Source organism: Natranaeroarchaeum sulfidigenes (assembly GCF_017094485.1).
GTDB classification, from domain to species: Archaea; Halobacteriota; Halobacteria; order Halobacteriales; family Natronoarchaeaceae; genus Natranaeroarchaeum; species Natranaeroarchaeum sulfidigenes.
The window spans coordinates 2,578,504-2,596,654 of sequence record NZ_CP064786.1 but is presented as its reverse complement, the minus strand read 5'-3'; the positions used below and the strand labels follow the sequence as shown (position 1 = coordinate 2,596,654).

General features: G+C 64.0%; 20 protein-coding genes. 13 read left to right on the top strand and 7 right to left on the bottom strand.

The window, feature by feature from the left end; translation table 11 throughout:
- Window positions 1–25: 25 nt before the first annotated feature.
- A complete protein-coding gene (locus AArcS_RS13530; RefSeq protein WP_238477950.1) occupies window positions 26–1,504 on the bottom strand; it encodes a sodium:solute symporter family protein in 1,479 nt (492 codons plus the stop codon).
- Window positions 1,501–1,758, bottom strand: coding sequence for a DUF3311 domain-containing protein (locus AArcS_RS13525; protein WP_238477949.1), 258 nt, complete (start codon window positions 1,756–1,758; stop codon window positions 1,501–1,503). The genes AArcS_RS13530 and AArcS_RS13525 overlap by 4 nt, the downstream gene beginning before the upstream one ends.
- Window positions 1,759–1,781: 23 nt before the next feature.
- Between AArcS_RS13525 and AArcS_RS13520 the strand changes: the two genes are divergently transcribed.
- Window positions 1,782–2,624: a sugar phosphate isomerase/epimerase family protein gene (locus tag AArcS_RS13520; protein WP_238477948.1), complete on the top strand. Its 843-nt coding sequence runs from the start codon at window positions 1,782–1,784 to the stop codon at window positions 2,622–2,624.
- Between the two features lie 253 nt (window positions 2,625–2,877).
- Window positions 2,878–4,230: a DNA primase DnaG gene (dnaG, locus tag AArcS_RS13515; RefSeq protein ID WP_238477947.1), complete on the top strand. Its 1,353-nt coding sequence runs from the start codon at window positions 2,878–2,880 to the stop codon at window positions 4,228–4,230.
- Window positions 4,231–4,256: 26 nt separating this feature from the next.
- On the opposite strand, the gene AArcS_RS13510 is transcribed toward dnaG, so the two are convergent.
- Both AArcS_RS13510 and AArcS_RS13505 read right to left on the bottom strand, forming a co-directional pair.
- A complete protein-coding gene (locus tag AArcS_RS13510) occupies window positions 4,257–4,673 on the bottom strand; it encodes a GNAT family N-acetyltransferase (protein ID WP_238477946.1) in 417 nt (138 codons plus the stop codon).
- Window positions 4,670–5,986, bottom strand: coding sequence for a DUF92 domain-containing protein (locus AArcS_RS13505; protein WP_238477945.1), 1,317 nt, complete (start codon window positions 5,984–5,986; stop codon window positions 4,670–4,672). The genes AArcS_RS13510 and AArcS_RS13505 overlap by 4 nt, the downstream gene beginning before the upstream one ends.
- 97 nt (window positions 5,987–6,083) lie before the next feature.
- Here AArcS_RS13505 and AArcS_RS13500 point away from each other — a divergent pair, with 97 nt between their 5' ends.
- The 3 genes from AArcS_RS13500 (at window position 6,084) to AArcS_RS13490 (ending at window position 7,597) form a co-directional block, all read left to right on the top strand.
- A complete protein-coding gene (locus AArcS_RS13500; protein ID WP_238477944.1) occupies window positions 6,084–6,692 on the top strand; it encodes an undecaprenyl diphosphate synthase family protein in 609 nt (202 codons plus the stop codon).
- A gap of 81 nt (window positions 6,693–6,773) precedes the next feature.
- Window positions 6,774–6,968 (top strand): cold-shock protein, encoded by a 195-nt coding sequence (locus tag AArcS_RS13495; protein WP_238477943.1) that lies wholly within the window; start codon window positions 6,774–6,776, stop codon window positions 6,966–6,968.
- A gap of 224 nt (window positions 6,969–7,192) precedes the next feature.
- The gene (locus AArcS_RS13490; protein WP_238477942.1) at window positions 7,193–7,597 is read left to right on the top strand and encodes a DUF5778 family protein; all 405 of its coding nucleotides are present in this window, start codon (window positions 7,193–7,195) and stop codon (window positions 7,595–7,597) included.
- A gap of 49 nt (window positions 7,598–7,646) precedes the next feature.
- Here the strand turns inward: AArcS_RS13490 and AArcS_RS13485 are convergent, their stop codons facing one another.
- Entirely contained in the window at window positions 7,647–8,072 is a 426-nt protein-coding gene (locus AArcS_RS13485; protein ID WP_238477941.1) for a Rieske (2Fe-2S) protein, read from the bottom strand.
- A 115-nt stretch (window positions 8,073–8,187) separates the two neighbouring features.
- Here AArcS_RS13485 and ahbB point away from each other — a divergent pair, with 115 nt between their 5' ends.
- From ahbB to AArcS_RS13455, 6 genes are all read left to right on the top strand, one after another.
- Complete coding sequence (ahbB, locus tag AArcS_RS13480; protein ID WP_238477940.1) at window positions 8,188–9,255, top strand: siroheme decarboxylase subunit beta; 1,068 nt, start codon at window positions 8,188–8,190, stop codon at window positions 9,253–9,255.
- Between the two features lie 71 nt (window positions 9,256–9,326).
- On the top strand, window positions 9,327–9,995 hold the full coding sequence (locus tag AArcS_RS13475) for a precorrin-2 dehydrogenase/sirohydrochlorin ferrochelatase family protein (protein WP_238477939.1): 669 nt from the start codon (window positions 9,327–9,329) through the stop codon (window positions 9,993–9,995).
- Window positions 9,995–11,377, top strand: coding sequence for a glutamyl-tRNA reductase (gene hemA / locus AArcS_RS13470; RefSeq protein ID WP_375139663.1), 1,383 nt, complete (start codon window positions 9,995–9,997; stop codon window positions 11,375–11,377). The genes AArcS_RS13475 and hemA overlap by 1 nt, the downstream gene beginning before the upstream one ends.
- A gap of 60 nt (window positions 11,378–11,437) precedes the next feature.
- Entirely contained in the window at window positions 11,438–11,716 is a 279-nt protein-coding gene (locus AArcS_RS13465) for a 4a-hydroxytetrahydrobiopterin dehydratase (RefSeq protein WP_238477937.1), read from the top strand.
- Between the two features lie 2 nt (window positions 11,717–11,718).
- Window positions 11,719–12,087 carry an LWR-salt protein gene (gene lwrS / locus AArcS_RS13460; protein WP_238477936.1) on the top strand — a complete coding sequence of 123 codons (369 nt, stop codon included), beginning with the start codon at window positions 11,719–11,721 and terminating at the stop codon, window positions 12,085–12,087.
- Window positions 12,088–12,204: 117 nt separating this feature from the next.
- Window positions 12,205–12,846 (top strand): HAD family hydrolase, encoded by a 642-nt coding sequence (locus AArcS_RS13455; protein WP_238477935.1) that lies wholly within the window; start codon window positions 12,205–12,207, stop codon window positions 12,844–12,846.
- Here the strand turns inward: AArcS_RS13455 and AArcS_RS13450 are convergent.
- Window positions 12,840–14,732, bottom strand: coding sequence for a molybdopterin biosynthesis protein (locus AArcS_RS13450; protein ID WP_238477934.1), 1,893 nt, complete (start codon window positions 14,730–14,732; stop codon window positions 12,840–12,842). The genes AArcS_RS13455 and AArcS_RS13450 overlap by 7 nt on opposite strands.
- Window positions 14,729–15,961: a molybdopterin molybdotransferase MoeA gene (locus AArcS_RS13445; protein ID WP_238477933.1), complete on the bottom strand. Its 1,233-nt coding sequence runs from the start codon at window positions 15,959–15,961 to the stop codon at window positions 14,729–14,731. The genes AArcS_RS13450 and AArcS_RS13445 overlap by 4 nt, the downstream gene beginning before the upstream one ends.
- Window positions 15,962–16,081: 120 nt before the next feature.
- Here AArcS_RS13445 and AArcS_RS13440 point away from each other — a divergent pair, with 120 nt between their 5' ends.
- Together AArcS_RS13440 and AArcS_RS13435 are read left to right on the top strand one after the other, a co-directional pair.
- Window positions 16,082–16,438, top strand: coding sequence for an Hsp20/alpha crystallin family protein (locus tag AArcS_RS13440; RefSeq protein ID WP_238477932.1), 357 nt, complete (start codon window positions 16,082–16,084; stop codon window positions 16,436–16,438).
- 6 nt (window positions 16,439–16,444) lie between these two features.
- On the top strand, window positions 16,445–18,118 hold the full coding sequence (locus tag AArcS_RS13435) for an ABC1 kinase family protein (protein WP_375139615.1): 1,674 nt from the start codon (window positions 16,445–16,447) through the stop codon (window positions 18,116–18,118).
- Window positions 18,119–18,151: the final 33 nt, after the last annotated feature.

Below are 18,151 nucleotides of genomic sequence, written 5' to 3'. Positions count from 1 at the left end.
CGAAGGATCGCGGCCGGGGATCGGCTCAGTCAGCGCCACTCCCGTACAGAAAGCGCGAGCGGCGCTCGCCAGGAGCTGCCGTCGTTGCCGCCGAGACACCGACCGTCAGGACGAGCCCGAGACCCATGCCGACGACCGAGGCGTTCCAGCCGAAGTAGGTCGCCGGAACGACCGGCGTGAAGACGGCCAGCAGGTAAAAGAGCTGACTGCCGCCGATTCCCGCGTACATGCCCGACAGTGTGGTCTTCCGCCAGTACAGTGCGACGATCACCGGGAACGCAAGCTGTGCGAAGCCCGAGAAGGCGAGATCACCGATCTCGATGAGCGTCCCCGGCTGGCGCAGACTGGCAAAGAAGGTGGCGGTGGCAAAGACGACGACGCCGATCCGACCGAGCAGGTCCTCGCGCCGGTCGGAGATGTCGGCGTCGACGAATGGCCGGTAGATGTCCCGCGTAAAGTACGACGACCCCGAGAGCAACATCGAGTCGCTAGAGGACATCATTGCAGCCATCGCGCCGGCGATGACGAGCGCGGCGAACCAGACCGGCGTGTACTCGTTGAGCAGGAGCGGCACGACGTTCTCGCCTGCGGCGACGTCGACCTCGATCCCAAGCCCGGCAGCCCACGTTCCGAGCATGAACGCGGGGACGAACAGCAGGAGGACGAGCACGGGCCAGAGGACGAACGTCTGTTTGAACACCGTTTTCGAGCCCGCTGTAAAGAAGCGCTGGTTAACCTGCGGAAACATGGCGACGCCGAATCCGATCGAGATCGCCGTCGAGAGCATGTATTCGGGCGTGTAGAAGTCGCTACCGAGCGCGAGGAACTCGGGGTTCGACTCCGCGACGGTGGCTGTCGCCGCGCCAGCCCCACTGACGGCGTCCAGCACCCACAGCGCGGCGACCCAGATAATCACGAGCATGAACGCACCCTGTACCGTGTCGGTCCAGGCGATCCCGCGCATCCCGGCGAGCACAACGTAGACGATCATGAACACGGTCACGAGCGCGGCACCGGCCCAGAAGGGCAGGACGCCGTCGGTCAGCCCCGACAGCGCCGCCCCGGCCCCCATCTGCTGGAGCATCACGTACGGAAAGAGCCAGAAGAGGCTGGCAACGGCGACCAGTCCGCGGAGGCCGACGGAGCCAAAGCGGTCGCCCAGCATCTCCCCGAGCGTGACGTAGTCGTGGCGGTTCCCGATCAACCACTGCTTGTAGCCGATCACGTACCAGAGGACGGCGAAGATGATTCCGTCCATCAGCCCCATCACGAGGATCCACTCGGGCCCCTGTGCGTAGGCGAGGTTCGGCCCGCCGAAGAACGTGAACGCCGAGAGCAGCGTCGCAAAGGTCGTAAAGAGGAGGACGATCGTGCCAAACGAGCGGCTCGCGAGATAGAAGTCCTCGGCGGTGCGTTCGGTGACCCGAAACGCGAGCAGGCCAATCACGAGCGCCAGACACAGGTAGGCAACGACGATACCAAGCTGGATGCCGATCGCGTTCATCGCCCATCGCCCCCGCCGTCGCCGTTCGGTTCCGCGGTCGAATCCGCGTCCGGCTCGATCCAGATACCCCAGTCAGTGCGGGCGAACAGCCAGAACAAAAGCGTCGCCCCGACCATCACGCCGATATGCCACCAGAGCCAGACGGGAAGCCCGAGTACGATCGTATCGACGCCCCAGAGGAACCACGGGATTCCAAACACCCCCAGCGAGAGAAACGCCAGCGCCCAGCCAACCCGTCGCAAACGTGTCGCCATTTGTCAATGAGTGAGGGTGGTGGATGTTAAGGCCTGTCGCATTGTGTCGGATCGTCGACGATCTCGTTCCGGACGAGCCGAAACCGACGCCGAGCTTTTTCACCGTCGGCGTCCGAGTGGAGGACATGCAGACTGGTATTCAGCTGTATACGTTGCGCGAACTGGATGCGTCGCTTCCCGAGCAGCTCTCGGCCGTTGGCGAGACGTCGCTCGACGGCGTCGAGTTCGCGGGCGTCCCGAGCGGGGACGGCCTACAGGAAGCATTGGCCGCTACTGGACTCACCATGGCCGGGGCACACGTACAGGCCGAGGAGATCGAACACGATCCCGAAGCGGTCGCCGACGCCTGCCGCGCGCTCGACTGCGTGACAGTCATCGTCCCGTATCTCGACGAATCACACTTCGTGGACCGCGAAGCGGTGATCGAGACCGCCGAACGGCTGGAGACACTCGCAGAGCTGCTCGACGAGCACGACTGTCGCCTGCTCTATCACAACCACGACCACGAGTTCGTCACGCCGACCGACACGGACGCCGCGACGGCTTTCGACCTGCTCGTCGAGGAAACCGACGAATCGGTCGGCTTCGAACTGGATCTGGGCTGGGCCGAAGCCGCCGGACAGGATCCCGTCGACCTGCTTGACCAGTACAGCGATCGGATCCCACTTGTCCATCTCAAGGACGTCACGGCGGATGGCGAGCCGACGGACCTCGGCGACGGCGTGCTCGATATTCCCGGCTGCGTCGACGCTGCACGGGAGGCGGGCGTCGAGTGGGTGCTGTTCGAGCACGACCATCCCGAGGATCCATTAGCCTCGCTGGCGACCGCCGATGCCGTTCTGCAGGATCCGCATCGGGCGCGATAAGACGACAGATGTCGTAGTGCAAACTACAGAAATTGAAGTGTAAAGATTCATTCCCTGTAGTATTACACTTCGAAAATTGTAGTGTGCCGCTTCGAGATATGTAGTTAGCGAGCAAAACGGCGAGTACCCGTATATATGGGCTCTACGAGGGAATGACGACAGCTATTTGGGCCGCCGAACTCGTATATAAACTGTTCCATGGCTATCATCATGGGCACATCACACTCACGCCCCACATCGGGGCAGATCATCAATGGACGACACCACGAAATATCTCATTCACGCCGACGTCATCGCCAGCGGGGTGGTCGAACGCAGTGACGTCGTCGGTGCGATCTTCGGACAGACCGAAGGGCTCCTCGGCGACGAGCTGGATCTCCGGAGCCTACAGCAGTCCTCGAAAGTCGGTCGCATCGACGTCGAAATCGACGCCACGGGCGGCGAGACGCATGGAACAGTAACCATCGCGACGAGCCTCGACAAGGTGGAGACGGCGACGCTGGCGGCGGCACTGGAAACGCTCACCCGGATCGGGCCCTGCCGCGCGGACCTCGAAGTGACGAACATCGAGGACGTCCGCGCTGCCAAACGCCGAGAAGTGATCGAGCGCGCCCAGGAGCTGTTCGTCGAGGCCTTCGACGAGACGACTGGTTCCAGCGAGCGCATCCTCGAAGAGGTACGCCAGCAGGTTCGGGTCGCCGATATCACCGAACACAGGGGGTTGCCCGCCGGGCCACGTGTCGAGGACAGCGACGCGATCATCGTCGTCGAGGGGCGTGCAGACGTCCTGACGCTACTGCAGTACGGCGTCAAAAACGCTATTGCAGTCGAGGGGACCGACATCCCCGAGTCGGTCGCGGCGCTGTCGAACGAGCGCACGACCACTGTCTTTCTCGACGGCGACCGCGGTGGCGACCTGATACTCAAAGAGTTCAGCCAGGTCGGAGACATCGACTACGTCACGTTCGCGCCGGACGGCAAGTCCGTCGAGGACCTTTCCAGAGACGAGGTCTTCGAGGCGCTCCGGGAGAAGGTACCTTACAGCGTCGTCGAGGACGCCTCGACGCCGCGGTCTGCCGTCGCCGCGACCGATGGGAGTGCCAGCCCGGCACCGACGAGCGACGGGACGGATGGCGGCGAGACCCGGCCAGCGACCACAATCGACCCGGAACCCGACACCACAGCGGTAGAGAGCAATGAGGCAGTCGCCACATCGGCCGACAGTAACCCGATACCGGAGACCGGTGTCACCATCGACGCAAGCGAGGAGCCAGCGGACGATGCGACGGACGACGGAGCTACCCAGCCAGAGACGATTCAGGGCCATGCGAACGCCGTCGCCGGAAACGCTCTCGTCCGGCTACTGGACGACGAGTCTACCGTCGTCGTCGAAGGGGCCGTTTCGGAGGCGTTCGAGCTACTGGACAGGACTGAAGAGACGCCGACCGCACTCGTGCTCGACGGGCCACTCACACAGCGACTGCTCGATCTGGCCGCCCAGCGGGGAGTCACCCAGACGGTGTCGGCGTCGCTCGGAGAGTTCACGAAACGCCCGACGAACGTCAGGCTGCGAACGATAGATCAGCTGGTCGACGATCCGGTGTAGCGCCAGCGGTCGATCTCTTCTCCTGCCTACACTGTCCGCGCGAGTATCAACGCTGGCCCGCTATCGTAGTACTCGGGATCGACGTCGACGACCCGGAACCCAGCCGTTTCGTACAGCTCCCGCGCCGCCTCGTTGTCGGGCGAAACCGCAAGCGAGAGCGTCGTCACATCCTCGGAGAGCCGTGCGACAGTCGCCTCGAGCAACGACGTCGCGCGCCCCTCACGGCGGGCAGCCGGAGCGACGACGAGTTCGGCCAGGTAGGCGCGCTCGTCGCCGGGGAGGGTGAGGGCGTAGCCGACCGGGGTGTCGGTGTCGTCCGTCGAGACGAGGAGGAGGCCGTAGCCCGAAAGCGCACGCTCCAGCGTCTCCGGAGCAGGTTCTGGAAGTATTGACTGGAGCGCACGGAGGATTGGCGCGTCACCCGGGTCGGCAAGGCGGATCATACGAGAGCCAGTCCGATCGCCAGCCCGACGCCGACGAGACCGCCCGAGAGCGTCGCGAGGAAGTTGACACTCTGGTTAGCGAGGTACGTGCCTTCGAGCGTCGCGCCGACGAGGCTGTCGACGGTCATCCCGGCGATGCCAGCGACGACGACCACGATCGATCCAGTCGTTCCGATGCTCGCAAACAGTAGCCCGGTCAGGAGGCCGATCGTCCCTGCCCCGATACCCCCCGCGAGTTCGCCCTGCCAGGTTACCGCGCCGTCAGTACCGGGTTCGACGCGCTTGAACGTCGTAATGAGCCGCGGGTCGTCGAAGACGCTCCCGATCTCACTGGAGAGGGTATCGGCCAGCGCGGTCGAGAGCGAGCCTGCAAACGCAAACAGAAAGAGGAGCGGGGCGATATCGATCAGACCCGCATCAGCCGCGGCGTAGCCGAACACCGACGCGAGTGCGACCGTGGCGTTGCCAAGGACGTTCGCGCTCCCGCGCGCGCCATCGTTCCCCTCGGCGACCCCGCGGGCCTGTTTCTCCTCGAAACGATACTTCGTCGAAAGCCCGCCGATGCCGAAGAAGGCGATCATGACGGCGAACCAGGCGTAGCCGCCGAGCACGATGGCGACAAACGCGAGGAAGACACCGGTCAGCATCCCCTCGACGGAGGCTGTCTCCAGTGCGTAGGAGAGATAGCCGACCGCGACGGTAACGACGAGGGCGATCGCGACATCCACCGTACTCGGCGTTACCGTCACTTCCGAGAGCAACCAGAGGAGCAGCCCGATCGAGAGGATCACAGGGGGATCATCCCGCCCGAGCAGCACCGTCCGTATCAGCGCGCCGACCAGCGCCCCGCAGGTCGCCATGACGACGATCTGCGAGGCGTGTGGCAGCGGACTCCCGGCGAGTACGAGCGCGATGTACTGGGCTGAAATACCTGCCAGTAGCCCGCCGACCACGAAGCCGGCGGCGTCCGCAAAGGGACCATCGCCGTAGCTTCGGCCGAGTTCAGCAGCGAGGTTCCCGTAGGCGTACAGGACGATCGATCCGGCAAAGACCTGCACAGTGAGCCCGGTAAAACTCGTGAGAAAGCCGAGAACGACGGCGGCAACGGAGAAGCCGACCAGACCCTTCAGACGCTCGTCGCGATGGTCGCCGGGGCGGGCAAACAGCTCGAAGACCGGCCCGTCGGTAACGAAGACGGCAGCGAGCGCGACCACCGCAAAGAGCGCGGTCGCGACGCGTTCGTCGATTGGTGCGACAAGCGCGAGCGTCCCGACACCGGCAAACGCACCCGCTCGTCGTACTGGCGAACTCACACTATTGCCTTCCTTTACCTGTCGCTTACATAAGAGTCCCGAACCGATCCTGTTCCGACCCAGTGTTTTTACTTCGGAGCGGGGTGATCGATGAGACGTGGGACTGTACGACCGATATCTCTCGCTTCGCGTCCGCCGCCACGAGGCCGCGCCGCCAGCACACGTCGCGCTCGTCCTCGCGGAGCGCGACCTGCTGGAACGCGGTGCCTACGACACGCTGGAGTCGTTTTTCGAGCTCGCCTTCGAGTACGGAACGGACCGTGTGACGGTCTACGTCAGTGTGCTCGATGAGGCGGTTGCTCCGACGCTCGAACGCGCGCTACAGGATGTCGATGCGCCGAAACCGATGGCGATCAGGGGACCGACAGACCGTACCCGGGCGGACGCCCCGATCCAGGTGAGCATCGGTCTCGGCGGGAAACACGAGTTCACCGCGGCTGTACGATCGCTCGCTGGAGAGGTCGCAAACGGCGACCTCCAGCCTGATGCAGTTACCGAAGCGGATGTCGAGGAGCGGCTGGTATTTCCCGACGCGCCGGATCTGGTGGTCAAAACCGGAGCCGAACGGCTCTCGGATTTCATGATCTGGCAGTCGGTCTACTCGGAGCTGTACTTTACCGACATCAACTGGCGGGACTTCCGGCGGCGAGACTACCTGCGGGCGATACGGGAGTTTAAACAGCGTTCGCGCCGGTTCGGTCGGTAGTTCGAGAGATGGAGCGTGATTGGCCAATCTGCGGACGGAACCCAATCGTTTTTATACTCGTACGAACGATATGTGGATGCAATGGCGAAAGGTACGGTTGACTTCTTCAACGACACGGGCGGCTACGGATTCATCGAAACTGACGACGCGGACGAAGACGTGTTCTTCCACATGGAAGACGTCGGCGGTCCTGACCTCGAGGAGGGGCAGGAAGTCGAGTTCGAGATCGAAGAGGCCGATAAAGGCCCACGAGCGACGAACCTCGTCCGCCTGTAAGACCCGAACGGTGCGACTCCGGGCGTCGCGTTGGGGTTACTCTCAGGCGGTCCGCCCGTGCAGTATGTCTTCCCGTATTTTCAAGACCGATCAGCCGCTGGTATCCTGATCAAGCCGACCGTGTCCCGTTGAGCCGATGGCCTCCCAATCACTCACCGCATCACGCGAACGTGAATCGGCAACGATACCGTGAGCGATATACGTTCAGTTCCGAAAGTATGGGTATGCCCGAGGTACTCGACGAGGATCTGCATCGACGCACCAAACAGCTACTCGAACCGGGCGAGATCCAGCTCAACGGCGCGGTCGTCCACACCGATCTTGGCTCCGCAGACGAGATTGATATGATGCAAGCGACGCTTGACGTCGGCGACATCATCGCCGAACACGCGGGACTGGACCCGAAAGACACCTACGTCTACTCGGGCAACGACGATCCGGACTTCTCCTCGAACCAGCATCAGGGGCTGACACTCGACGACGAGGAGTTCGTCTGGGAGTGCCAGCAACTATTGCGTGAGGGCTCCTTCGATATCGTTTTCTATTATGAAGCCAGCGCTGATCACGAGGCGATCCTCACGGCTATCGAGGACGCAGGCTTTGCGGTTACGGGCGTCAAAGGCGAGTGAACTAACCCTCGCGGCTATCGAGGATGCAGAAACGGGCACACGTAGATGGTCAAAGCTGCAGGTGTGAGGTCGAATCCGGACCATCATCACCGCTACTGTCGTCGAAGCCGCCGCTCCCGAGGTAGTCGACATCATCGTCGGTCAGATACACCTGTCCGTCCTCTACCGTGACCTCGACTGACGGAAGCGTCGTGCCTGCGGCCTCGCCGTTGTCACAGTCTCCCGAGCAGGTGTCGAAGATCGAGCCGTGACGTGGGCAGACGATGCCGGAGTTGCGGATCGTCGCGCCGACGCCCTCGCGGTGTAGACGCTGGTCCTCGTGCGTGCAATTATTGCTCCACGCCTCGACACCCGACTCCTCGCAGGGGACGAGTATCACTTCCTCGCGCGCGCCGTGTGCGTCCCGGATCCGGAACAGCCACGACCCCGACTCTCGGACTGTCTCGATGCTCGTCAACCGATATCGACCGCTCATATCAGCCGATAGAACCGTACCCGATTAACTCCTTGGACAAACGGGAGTATACCTCGGAACCGCGTGCCCGCACGGTGCCGAGGGACTTATGACCGGCCGTTCCCGAATGACGTGTATGAGCACTGACTCCGCGGAGCTGGACGATCGAGACCGGGCGATCGTCAACGCGTTTCAGGGGGGGTTCCCCGTGGTCCGCGATCCCTTCGAACCGGCAGCGGCGGCACTGTCTGACCACGGGATCGATATCACTGCGGACGAGCTACTGGCACGGATCAAGCAACTGGACGAGGACGGCACTCTGACCCGCTTTGGCGCGCTGATCAACGCACAGGAGATCGGCGGCGCGGCAACGCTCGTCGCCATGCACGCTCCCGAGGAGCGCTTCGACGAGGTTGCAGAACAGGTCAACGCGTTCACCGAGGTCGCACACAACTACGAGCGCGAACACCCCCACCTCAATATGTGGTTCGTCGTGAGCGTCGCCGATCCCGACCGGGTCGAGGAAGTCCTCGCGGAAATCGAGGACGCGACGGGCCAGCAGACGTACAACATGCCGAAAAAACGCGAGTTCCGCGTCGAGGCGAAGTTCTATGTCGACGGGCCGATCGAGGGCGGGACGGTCGACTGCTCTGCGCTCGGCCCGGACGTCACGCCGAGCGAGCGCGGCACGCTCACTCCCGCGGAACTCGATCTCGTTCTGGAGATTCAGGACGGCTTGCCGCTGTCTTCGACGCCCTACGCGGACGTCGCTGATGCGATCGGTGCCGACACTGACTGGGTCGTCGAGACGGTAAAGCGGTTCGACGCGGAGGGGAAGATCCGCCGGGTCGGTGTGATCCCGAACCACTACGCGCTGGGGTACACCGAGAACGGGATGACCGTCTGGAACGTCCCCGACGAACTGGTCGACGAGGTCGGGCCGGAGATTGCAGGGCTTCCGTTCGTCACACACTGCTATCGGCGACCTCGCCACGAGGGGGTCTGGCCGTACAACTTCTTCGCGATGACCCACGGGCGTACCGAGGCCGAGAGCGAGCGCCGGATCGAGCAGGTGCGCGACCGGATGGCAGACTACTGGGACGTCGACGACGAGGACTGGGACTCGCTGTTCTCGACGCGTATTCTGAAAAAGACCGGGATCAGGCTGGACGAGCGCGCGGAAGCGAATACCGTGGCGGAGTGATCTCCGAACATGTCCGGGACAGCACTGATTATGGACGGCGTAAACACGTCGGATACCGCCGGTCATCTCATATGATTCCACTATTGCACGACTTTACTGACGAAACCGTACTCGTCTTCGGCGGGGGATCCGTCGGTGCACGGAAGGCCCGCCGGTTCGCCAGGGAAGCCGAGGTGATCGTCGTTAGCCCGTCTTTCGATGGCGAGTTCGGGGATAGCGAGCTGGTGCGTGACGCGCCGGACGCTGAAGCGATCCAGGAGTGGGTCGACCGAACCGAACCCGCACTGGTCGTCGCGGCGACCGACGATGCGTCGATCAACGAGACGGTAGAGCAGGCGGCCCGAGAGGTCGGTGCACTGGTAAACCGGACGGATCGGAGCGATGCGACCGGTGAGGACCGACCAATCGACGACGTGGTGGTCCCGGCGACGATCCGGGACGATCCCGTCGTCGTGTCCGTCTCGACCGGCGGCGCGAGTCCGGCAGTATCGAGATACCTTCGCCAGGAGATCGAATCGGATATCGAGGGAGCCGGTGCGATGGCCGAGTTGACGGGCAAGTTACGCGGCGAACTCCGGGAGGGATCGCCCTCTCCGAGCGAGCGACGGGATGCCGTCAGAGCCGTCGTCAATTCTTCCGACGTTTGGAAGGCTTTACGTACCCGAACATCCAAGGGTCGGAAAGTGGCTGAGGACGTGATTCAGGAGGAGTTCGGGGAGACCCACGGAGGTGAGCAATGATGCGAGCGACTGGCGTCGTCACTGGAATCACCGTCTCGCACAGCAGTGCGTCCGTCGACGACGTGGCGCGAGCGGGGGCAGACGACCAGCGCGCCGAAGTCGCCGAACTGATCGCCAAACCCTACGTGAGCGAGGCGTTCGCGCTCCACACCTGCAACCGCACCGAAGCGTTCGTCGTCACCGACGATGCCGCAGTCGGGCGGGCGGCGTTCGAGACGTTCGCGCCCCATGTCGACGAGGACTCGATTCGGCATCTAGATCACGAGGAGAGCCTCGAACACCTCATGCGGGTCGCCGCAGGGCTCGAATCCCTCGTGCTCGGCGAGGATCAGATCCTCGGACAGGTCAGGACTGCCTACGAGGATGCACGCGGTGAAGACGGGGTCGGCCCGATGCTCGAAGACGCCGTCACGAAGGCAATCCGAGTCGGTGAGCGCGTTCGAACCGAGACCGAAATCAACGAAGGGATCGTCTCGCTGGGAAGTGCCGCCGCGACGGTTGCCATCGACGACCTCGACGTCGACGACCCGACAGCGCTCGTCATCGGGGCGGGCGAGATGGGAACGACCGCAGTCAAGGCGCTGGCGGATCGCGGAATCGACGACATGGTCGTCGCCAACCGGACGGTGCCCCACGCCGAGCATCTGGCGAACGAGGTCGACGCCGACGCGGGCGCAGTCCCGCTGCAGGGCGTCGACACCGTTGCACGACGGGCGGATCTCGTCGTCTCGACGACGGCCAGTGAGGAGCCGGTGATCGGCCCCGAGCCGTTCAAACAGGGCGGGAAGACTGTCGTGGTAGATCTCGCTCAGCCCCGTGACGTCGATCCTGCCGTCGCCGACCTCGACGACGTGACGGTGTACGATCTCGACACGCTTACGTCGGTCACCGAACAGACCCGGCGACAGCGTCGGGCCGCGGCCGAAGAAGCCAAGCGAATCATCGCCGCCGAGTTCGACCGCCTGCTCGACCAGTACAAGCGAAAACGTGCCGATGAGGTCATCGCGGCGATGTACGAGAGTGCGGATCGCGTGAAATCACAGGAGGTCTCGACCGCGATCACGCAACTGGAAGCCGAGACGGACGGCGAACTCACCGCGGGCGAACGCGAAGTCGTCGAGTCGATGGCCGACGCGCTCGTGAACAAACTGCTCGCGCCGCCGACCAAGAGTCTGCGCGAAGCCGCGGGCGAGGACGACTGGACGACGATCAACACGGCGTTACAGCTGTTCGATCCCGAGTTCGACGGCGAGGCGTACCCGCCGTTCCCCGATGGGTTCGATCCCTCGGAGCTGCCCGATGCGCTAGAGGGGATCTCCCCCGACGAACTTCCCGACGAGGTCCCGGATGAGATCGTCGAGAGCGTACTCTCGGACGATTAACTGACGACAGGGGGTTCATCGGGGATGCCTTTTATTTTGCCCCGGGTCGATAAGCGTTGTATGGCTGACCTGCTATCCGACGACGAGATCAGTGAGCAACTCCCCGACGGATGGGAACGGGACGGCGACGAGATCGTCCGTGTCTACGAGTTCGACGAGTATCTTCGTGGCGTCGCCTTCGCCCAGATGGTCGGGGAGATCTCGGAGGCGGAGTTTCACCATCCGACGATCGAGATCCGCTACAAGGAAGTCGAAATCCGCTTTACCAGCCACGAGGAGGGCGGGATCACGGACCAGGACATCCATATGGCGGAGCTGATCGAGTCCGAACACAGCTAACCGTGGACGCCCGGTACGTCTTCGCCGTGGAGTTCCGGATTCCGACATCGTCTGCGGAGCTGCGGCTCGATCCGGCGACCTTCGAGACGAGGCTCTACCGCACAGCCGACCCGCCGGGTGAGGAGGGCTGGCTGTTCTTCCGTGATAACCTCTGGCGTGGCGCGGTGGGCGACGAAGAACACATGTGCAAAGTCGCGTCCGAGGAGCTCGGCGTCGATGTCGAGGCGGTCGAGTACCGCGCATTCGAGACCGACGAGGAATATCTGGATGCACTGAAAACCGAGATTGCAAGGGATCTCGGGCAGTTCAACGCCGACAGCGTCAGCGAAGTGCTCTCGAACTATTTCAAGAGTTCGCTGGAAATCGAGTGAGCACTCGGTCGACGACCAGCAGCGTCCCGAAGGAATTCCGTACCGATACCTAGAGAGTACCTGCGACGCAGAACAGGGAGAATACTTATTCACGTCCCGGCACTACGTTTGTGTCCGATGGTTCCCGACTACGACTTCTGGCTGCTGGACCTCGACGGCACGCTCGTCGACGTCGAGCCCGCCTACGTCTACGACGTGATCGGCGAGGTGGGGAGACGACTCGGGAAGGAGTTCACCTCCCGAGAGGCCGAACTCCTCTGGCACGGCTACGGCGGCCAGCGCGACCAGCTCCTGAGACGGCTGGACATCGACCCACAGCGCTTCTGGGCAACGTTTCACGAGGTCGAGGACCCGATCACTCGCGCCGAGTCGACGTTCCTGTACGAGGACGCCGAGTTCGTCGGCGACCTGGACCAGCCGACCGGGCTCGTCACGCACTGCCAGAACTACCTGACCGGCCCCGTGCTGGAGCATCACGATATCACAGACTGGTTCGATACAGTCGTCTGCTGTACCGACGATCTGGGCTGGAAGCCCGATCCTGCCCCTGTCGAGCGGGCGATGACCGATCTCGGTGTCGCGCACAACGGCCACGTCGGCGCGCTCGTCGGCGACAGTGCCGAGGACGTCGGTGCGGCCAGAAACGCCGGACTCGACGGGATCCACGTCCAGCGATACGACCCTCACGAGCGCGGCTTCGTCGTGTGGGGAGACCGAATGATCCGGTCGTTCGACGAGCTCGGCCCCCGAAACTACTGATATCCCGCGAGACCGTCCAGCACGCTATCGGCCGCGGTCAGGGCATCACGTAGCTCCGACATCCCCGCTTTCCCCATCCTGTCCGAATTCCCCAGTAAGCGAACCGTTTCGGTCCCCAGCGGGACGAACTCAAGGTCGAGCTTCGTTGCTGTTGCCCGTAGTCCGAGTCCAGCGTCACCCGCGCCCGCGGCGACCTTGCGTGCTGGGCTCTCGTGCGCGCGGGCCGCCAGCTCGAACCCGTCGATCGATTCGACCAGTTCGTGGCGAGTCGTCCCGCGCTCGTCAGCGAGTTCCGCGACGGCCTCGCCGAGGGTCGTTCGGAGGCCCGAGTCAGTCGTCCGGTTGATCAACCGGAGGTCACGGTCGACGAGGTCGGGGATCCCCTCGATTCCCTCGGGATTGCCTGCCGGAACGATCAGCCCCCACTCGCGCTTCCACGTGGCGAGCACCTCGTGTTCGACATCTACACTCGCCGAACCGCTCGTCACCACTATATCAGGAACGCCCTCGCGGAGCCGCCGGAGCCCCTGTCGCGTACCGATCGAGAGGTATCGCGGGTTCGAGAGCCGATCGAGCAATCGGGAGAGTGCGGGGTCGTCCTCGCCGACGCCGAACAGGGTCGGCGGGCGGACGTCCGGTGAGAACAGCGTGACTGTCACCGACTCTCCCGCCGCAAGGTAGTCGGTTTCGGCGCCGATCGTGACGAGGCCATCGGCATCCGCGAGGCTCGTGGTCGCCCCACTGCCCTTGTCAACCGGGTAGACGAGCCGGTCGCCGTGGGCGTTCTCGACCAGTCCGACCGGCATGAGGCGGCGGCGACCCTGATCGTGCCGGATTTCAGTTGCCATCTCGCCAGTCAGCGTCGCTGAGTCGGGCTCCGGGAGTCCTGCAGCCTCCCGAACCAGCGGCGCGACGAAGACCCGGAACGTCATCATCGCGGAGACGGGATAGCCCGGTAACCCGACGTACGCGCCGCCCGGAAGTTCGCCGACAAGCATCGGCTTGCCGGGCTTGATAGCGACGCCGTGGAGCAGGAGTTCGCCCCGATCCTCGATCACCCGGTAGATCACGTCGACCGCGCTGGCGCTGGTCGACCCCGAGGAGAGTACGAGATCGCACTCCTCGCCCGCCTCGATCAGGATCCGTTCCATCTCCTCGTAATCGTCGCCAGCGTGGGGGTAGAGTACGGGCTCGCCGCCCGCCTCCTCGACTGCGGTAGCGATCGTATAGCTGTTGACGTCGTAGATCTGCCCGGCGTCGCTGTTCAGGGGCTCGCCCGGCCGGACGAGTTCGTCACCCGTCGAGACGATGCCGACTGTGGGTTTCCCGCGGACTGACACCTCGTTGACGCCCAGCGCCGAGAGCAGGCCGATCTCGCGGGCCGTGAGTCGCGTTCCGGGACCGAGCGCTCGCTCGCCCGCGGCGATGTCCGCACCCGCGAGCATGACGTTGTCGCCCGGTGCAACCGCAGTGCGAACCAGCACGGTTCGCTGACCATCCACGCGCTCCTCGTCGGTTTGCTCGACCGGCACCATCGCGTCTGCCCCGGGCGGCATCACCGCGCCGGTCGAGATCTCGACTGCTTCACCCTCGCCGAGTTCGACATCCGGTTCGGCCCCTGCGTGGACTACACCGATCACGTCGAGCCGTGCAGGATCGACCTCGTCCGCGCCGAACGTGTCCTTTGCACGGAGCGCGTAACCGTCCAGACTGGCGCGATCGAACCCCGGTACGTCGAGGTCAGCGTCGACGCGCTCGGCCAGCACCCGTCCGCGGGCGTCAGTCAGCGAGACGCGTTCGGGAGCCGGATCGAGTTCGAGGTCGTCGACGATCTCGTGAGCAACGTCGGGATCAGTCAACTCGCGGAACTCGCGGCGCTCGCTCATGCCGACCACTCCCAGTGCTCGACCGGGACCGTCTCGCCCTCCGGGATTCCCTCGCGCGCTTCGGGCACCACGACCCAGCCGTCCGCGAGTGCCACGCTGGAGAGGACGCCCGAGCCCTTAGCGCGGGTCGGTTCGGCAACCAGTTCCTCGCCATCCTGCTCGGTCCGGACGCGCGCAAACGTCCTAGTGCCGGGCTCGCTGGCGATCTTGCGGGTCAACCGTGCCTGCTGAGTGGGATGTGACGGCGGCGAGCGCCCCTGCACCCAGTGCATCGTGGGGCGCAGGAACTGGACGGCGTTGACGATACACGCGACCGGGTAGCCCGGCAGCATGATCACCGGCGTTTCCTCGACGACGCCCAGCGCAACCGGATGGCCGGGCTTGAGGCCGACACCATGGACCAGCACCTCGCCGAGTTCGTCGACGACCTCCGGGATGAGGTCGCGCTCCCCGACCGAGGAACCCCCGGTCGTGACGATAATATCCTTTGTCAGATCGCGCTGGATCGCCGCGCGCAGGCTCTCGGGGTCGTCGGTGACGACGTTCCGGTACTCCACACGCCCGCCCCAGCGGGAGACGAGTCGCGAGACCGTCAACCCGTTCGTCTCGATGATTTCTCCGGGATCGGGGTCGTGCTGGACCAGCTCCTCGCCCGTCGGGATCACGCCGACCGTCGGCGCCTCGTACACTTCGACCTCGTCCACGGCGAGGGATTTCAGCAAACCGAGATCAGAGGGTCTGAGCCGGTGACCGGGCTCGTACAGTTCCTGACCGCGCTCGACGTCCTCGCCGATCGGCGCGACGTTCTCGCCCTCGGCGACCGCGTCGTACACCTCCAGCTCGTCGCGGACCTCGTCGACGTCCTCGATCATCACGACTGCATTGCAGCTATCGGGCACCTCGCTGCCCGTGTGGACCCGAAAGGCCTCGCCCGGTGCAGGCTCGGCGTCCCGGTCGGCAACACGAAGAAGTTCCGGCGAGCGCTCGCTCGCACCGAAGGTATCCGCTGCCTGCACGGCGTAGCCGTCCATCGCGGCCCGACGGTAATGGGGGACGTTTCGCTTCGCGCTCACCGACTCGGCGAGGACGCGCTCGTCGGCCCGCGTGAGCGGGAGCTCCGTCGTCCCGACACGCCGGGTCGTCGCCTCGCGCAGTCGCTCTCTGGCCTCATCGACCGGCGTCCGGTGTTTGAACCCCGACCGCCGCCGGTCGGCATCTGTATCGCTCATACGGGAGTGTGGCGTCGCGGACGCAAAAAACCGACTGCACGATGAGGAGTTGTCTCCCCTGTGAACCAGTGACGTACCGCGACCACCGCCTTTTTCGCTTCCCGTTCCTAAGGTACTCTCATGTCAGCGCTGCGCGATGCTCTGCGGGACCTGCCCGACGCCGTGTTCGCCGATCTCCTAGAGAGCGAGGAGGAGTATCTACTGGTGATCGATCTCCCCGGCGTGACCGCGGAAACACTCGATCTGCAGGTGACGGACGGGCGACTGATTATCGAGGCTCGTCGCGAGAAGGCGTTATCGCGGGAATACGAGTATCTCCGCGAGGATCGATCGCTGTTTCTCGACGCCGAACTCCCGCTTCCACCCGACGCGACGGGGCGGGACGGGTCGGCGACGATCGACCGGGGGGTGCTCGAACTCACGCTCCCGAAGACGACAGCCGAGGTCGAGACGACGATCGACATCAATGACGAGTAGACGGGGGTGGTGACGCTGGTAAACCTCCGTGCGTACTGGCGTTTTTTCGTCGTCGCGAGACAGTTCCTTCCCCTCCTGATCGCCTATGCCCGCGACCGCAACCGGTTCTTCCTGTTCGGTCGGGGGCGCTCGGTCGATAGCGAGACGCGACAACGGCGTGCCGAGCACCTGCTGGAGTCGCTGTTGACGCTCGGGCCGACCTTTATCAAACTCGGGCAGTTGCTCTCGACTCGGCCGGATATCCTCCCACCCGAGTACATTCAGGTCCTCTCCCAGCTACAGGATGAGGTGCCACCTGCGGAGTGGAGGGATGCGAAACGGGTTATCGAGGACGAACTGGGACCGGTCGACGAACGATTTGACTCGTTCGACACCGACTCGATCAGCGGCGCGAGCCTCGGACAGGTCCATCGTGCGGAGATCGATGGGCAGGACGTGGCGGTGAAGATCCGCCGACCGAACATCGAGTCGCTGGTCGAGGCCGACCTGCGCGTGATCAACTGGTCGCTACCGATCCTGATGTTCTTCGTCGGCGAGGCCCGATCGTTCTCGCTGCGAAACCTCTCCGAAGAGTTCGCCAAGACGATCCGCGAGGAGATGAACTACCAGCGCGAGGCGGCGATGCTCGAGGAGATCAAGGGGAACTTCGCCGACGACGAGACCGTTCGCATCCCTTCTGTGGTAGACTCCCACTCGGGACCGAAAGTGCTCACTATGGAGTACGTCCCGGGGACGAAGATCAACGAGATCGAACGCCTCGACGAGCAGGGGCTCGACCGGACCGAAATCGCGACGAATCTCCAGCGATCCTACCTCAAGATGATCATCGACGACGGCGTCTTCCACGCCGATCCTCATCCCGGTAACCTCGCGGTACAGGAGGACGGTACTATCGTCTTCTACGACTTCGGGATGAGCGGGCAGGTCGACCCGTTCGTCCAGGAGAAGGTCGTCGATTTCTACGTCGCAGTAGCGAACCAGGACATCGATGCGATTCTGGACGTGCTGATCGAACTCGGGACCCTCTCTCCGGACGCGGACCGGGCGGTGATGGCCGACGCGCTCGAACTGGCGATCGCTGACGCCCGTGGGGAAGACATCGAGACCTACCGCGTTCAGGAAATCGTCGGCCAGATCGAGGATTCGATCTACGAGTTCCCCTTTCGCCTACCGAAAAATCTCGCCCTCGTTCTCCGCGTCGCAACGGTGGTCGAGGGCGTCTGTGTCACGCTCGATCCCGACTTCGATTTCATCACCATCGCAACCGAGTATCTCACCGAGGAGGGGTATCGCGAGGAGACGGCGCGTCGCTATCTCGCGGAGGCCGGTGAGGAGCTACAGGGGACCGCCAGATCCCTCCTGAACGTTCCGCCGAAAGCCGAAAACGCGCTCGACCGGATCGAACGCGAGAACTTCCACCTGCGCGCCGATATCGAAGACTCCGATAACCTGCTGGACCGACTGGCGAAACGACTCGTTCTGGGTCTGGTCGTGGCAGCGGGTGTACTCTCCGTTGCCGTGCTCTATGCTTTCGCCACGCCAGAGTCCGCAGCAGTGGCAAGCGTCCCGACCGCGATCGTCGCAATACTCCTCTACCGCTCATTCACCAAGCGCCGCGGAATCCGTGCCCGCCTGCAGTTCACCCGGCAGGGGATGCGGCAGCGACAGGGCGAGGAGTGAGACCGAAGCGATATTGACCCTTGGTGAGAAACG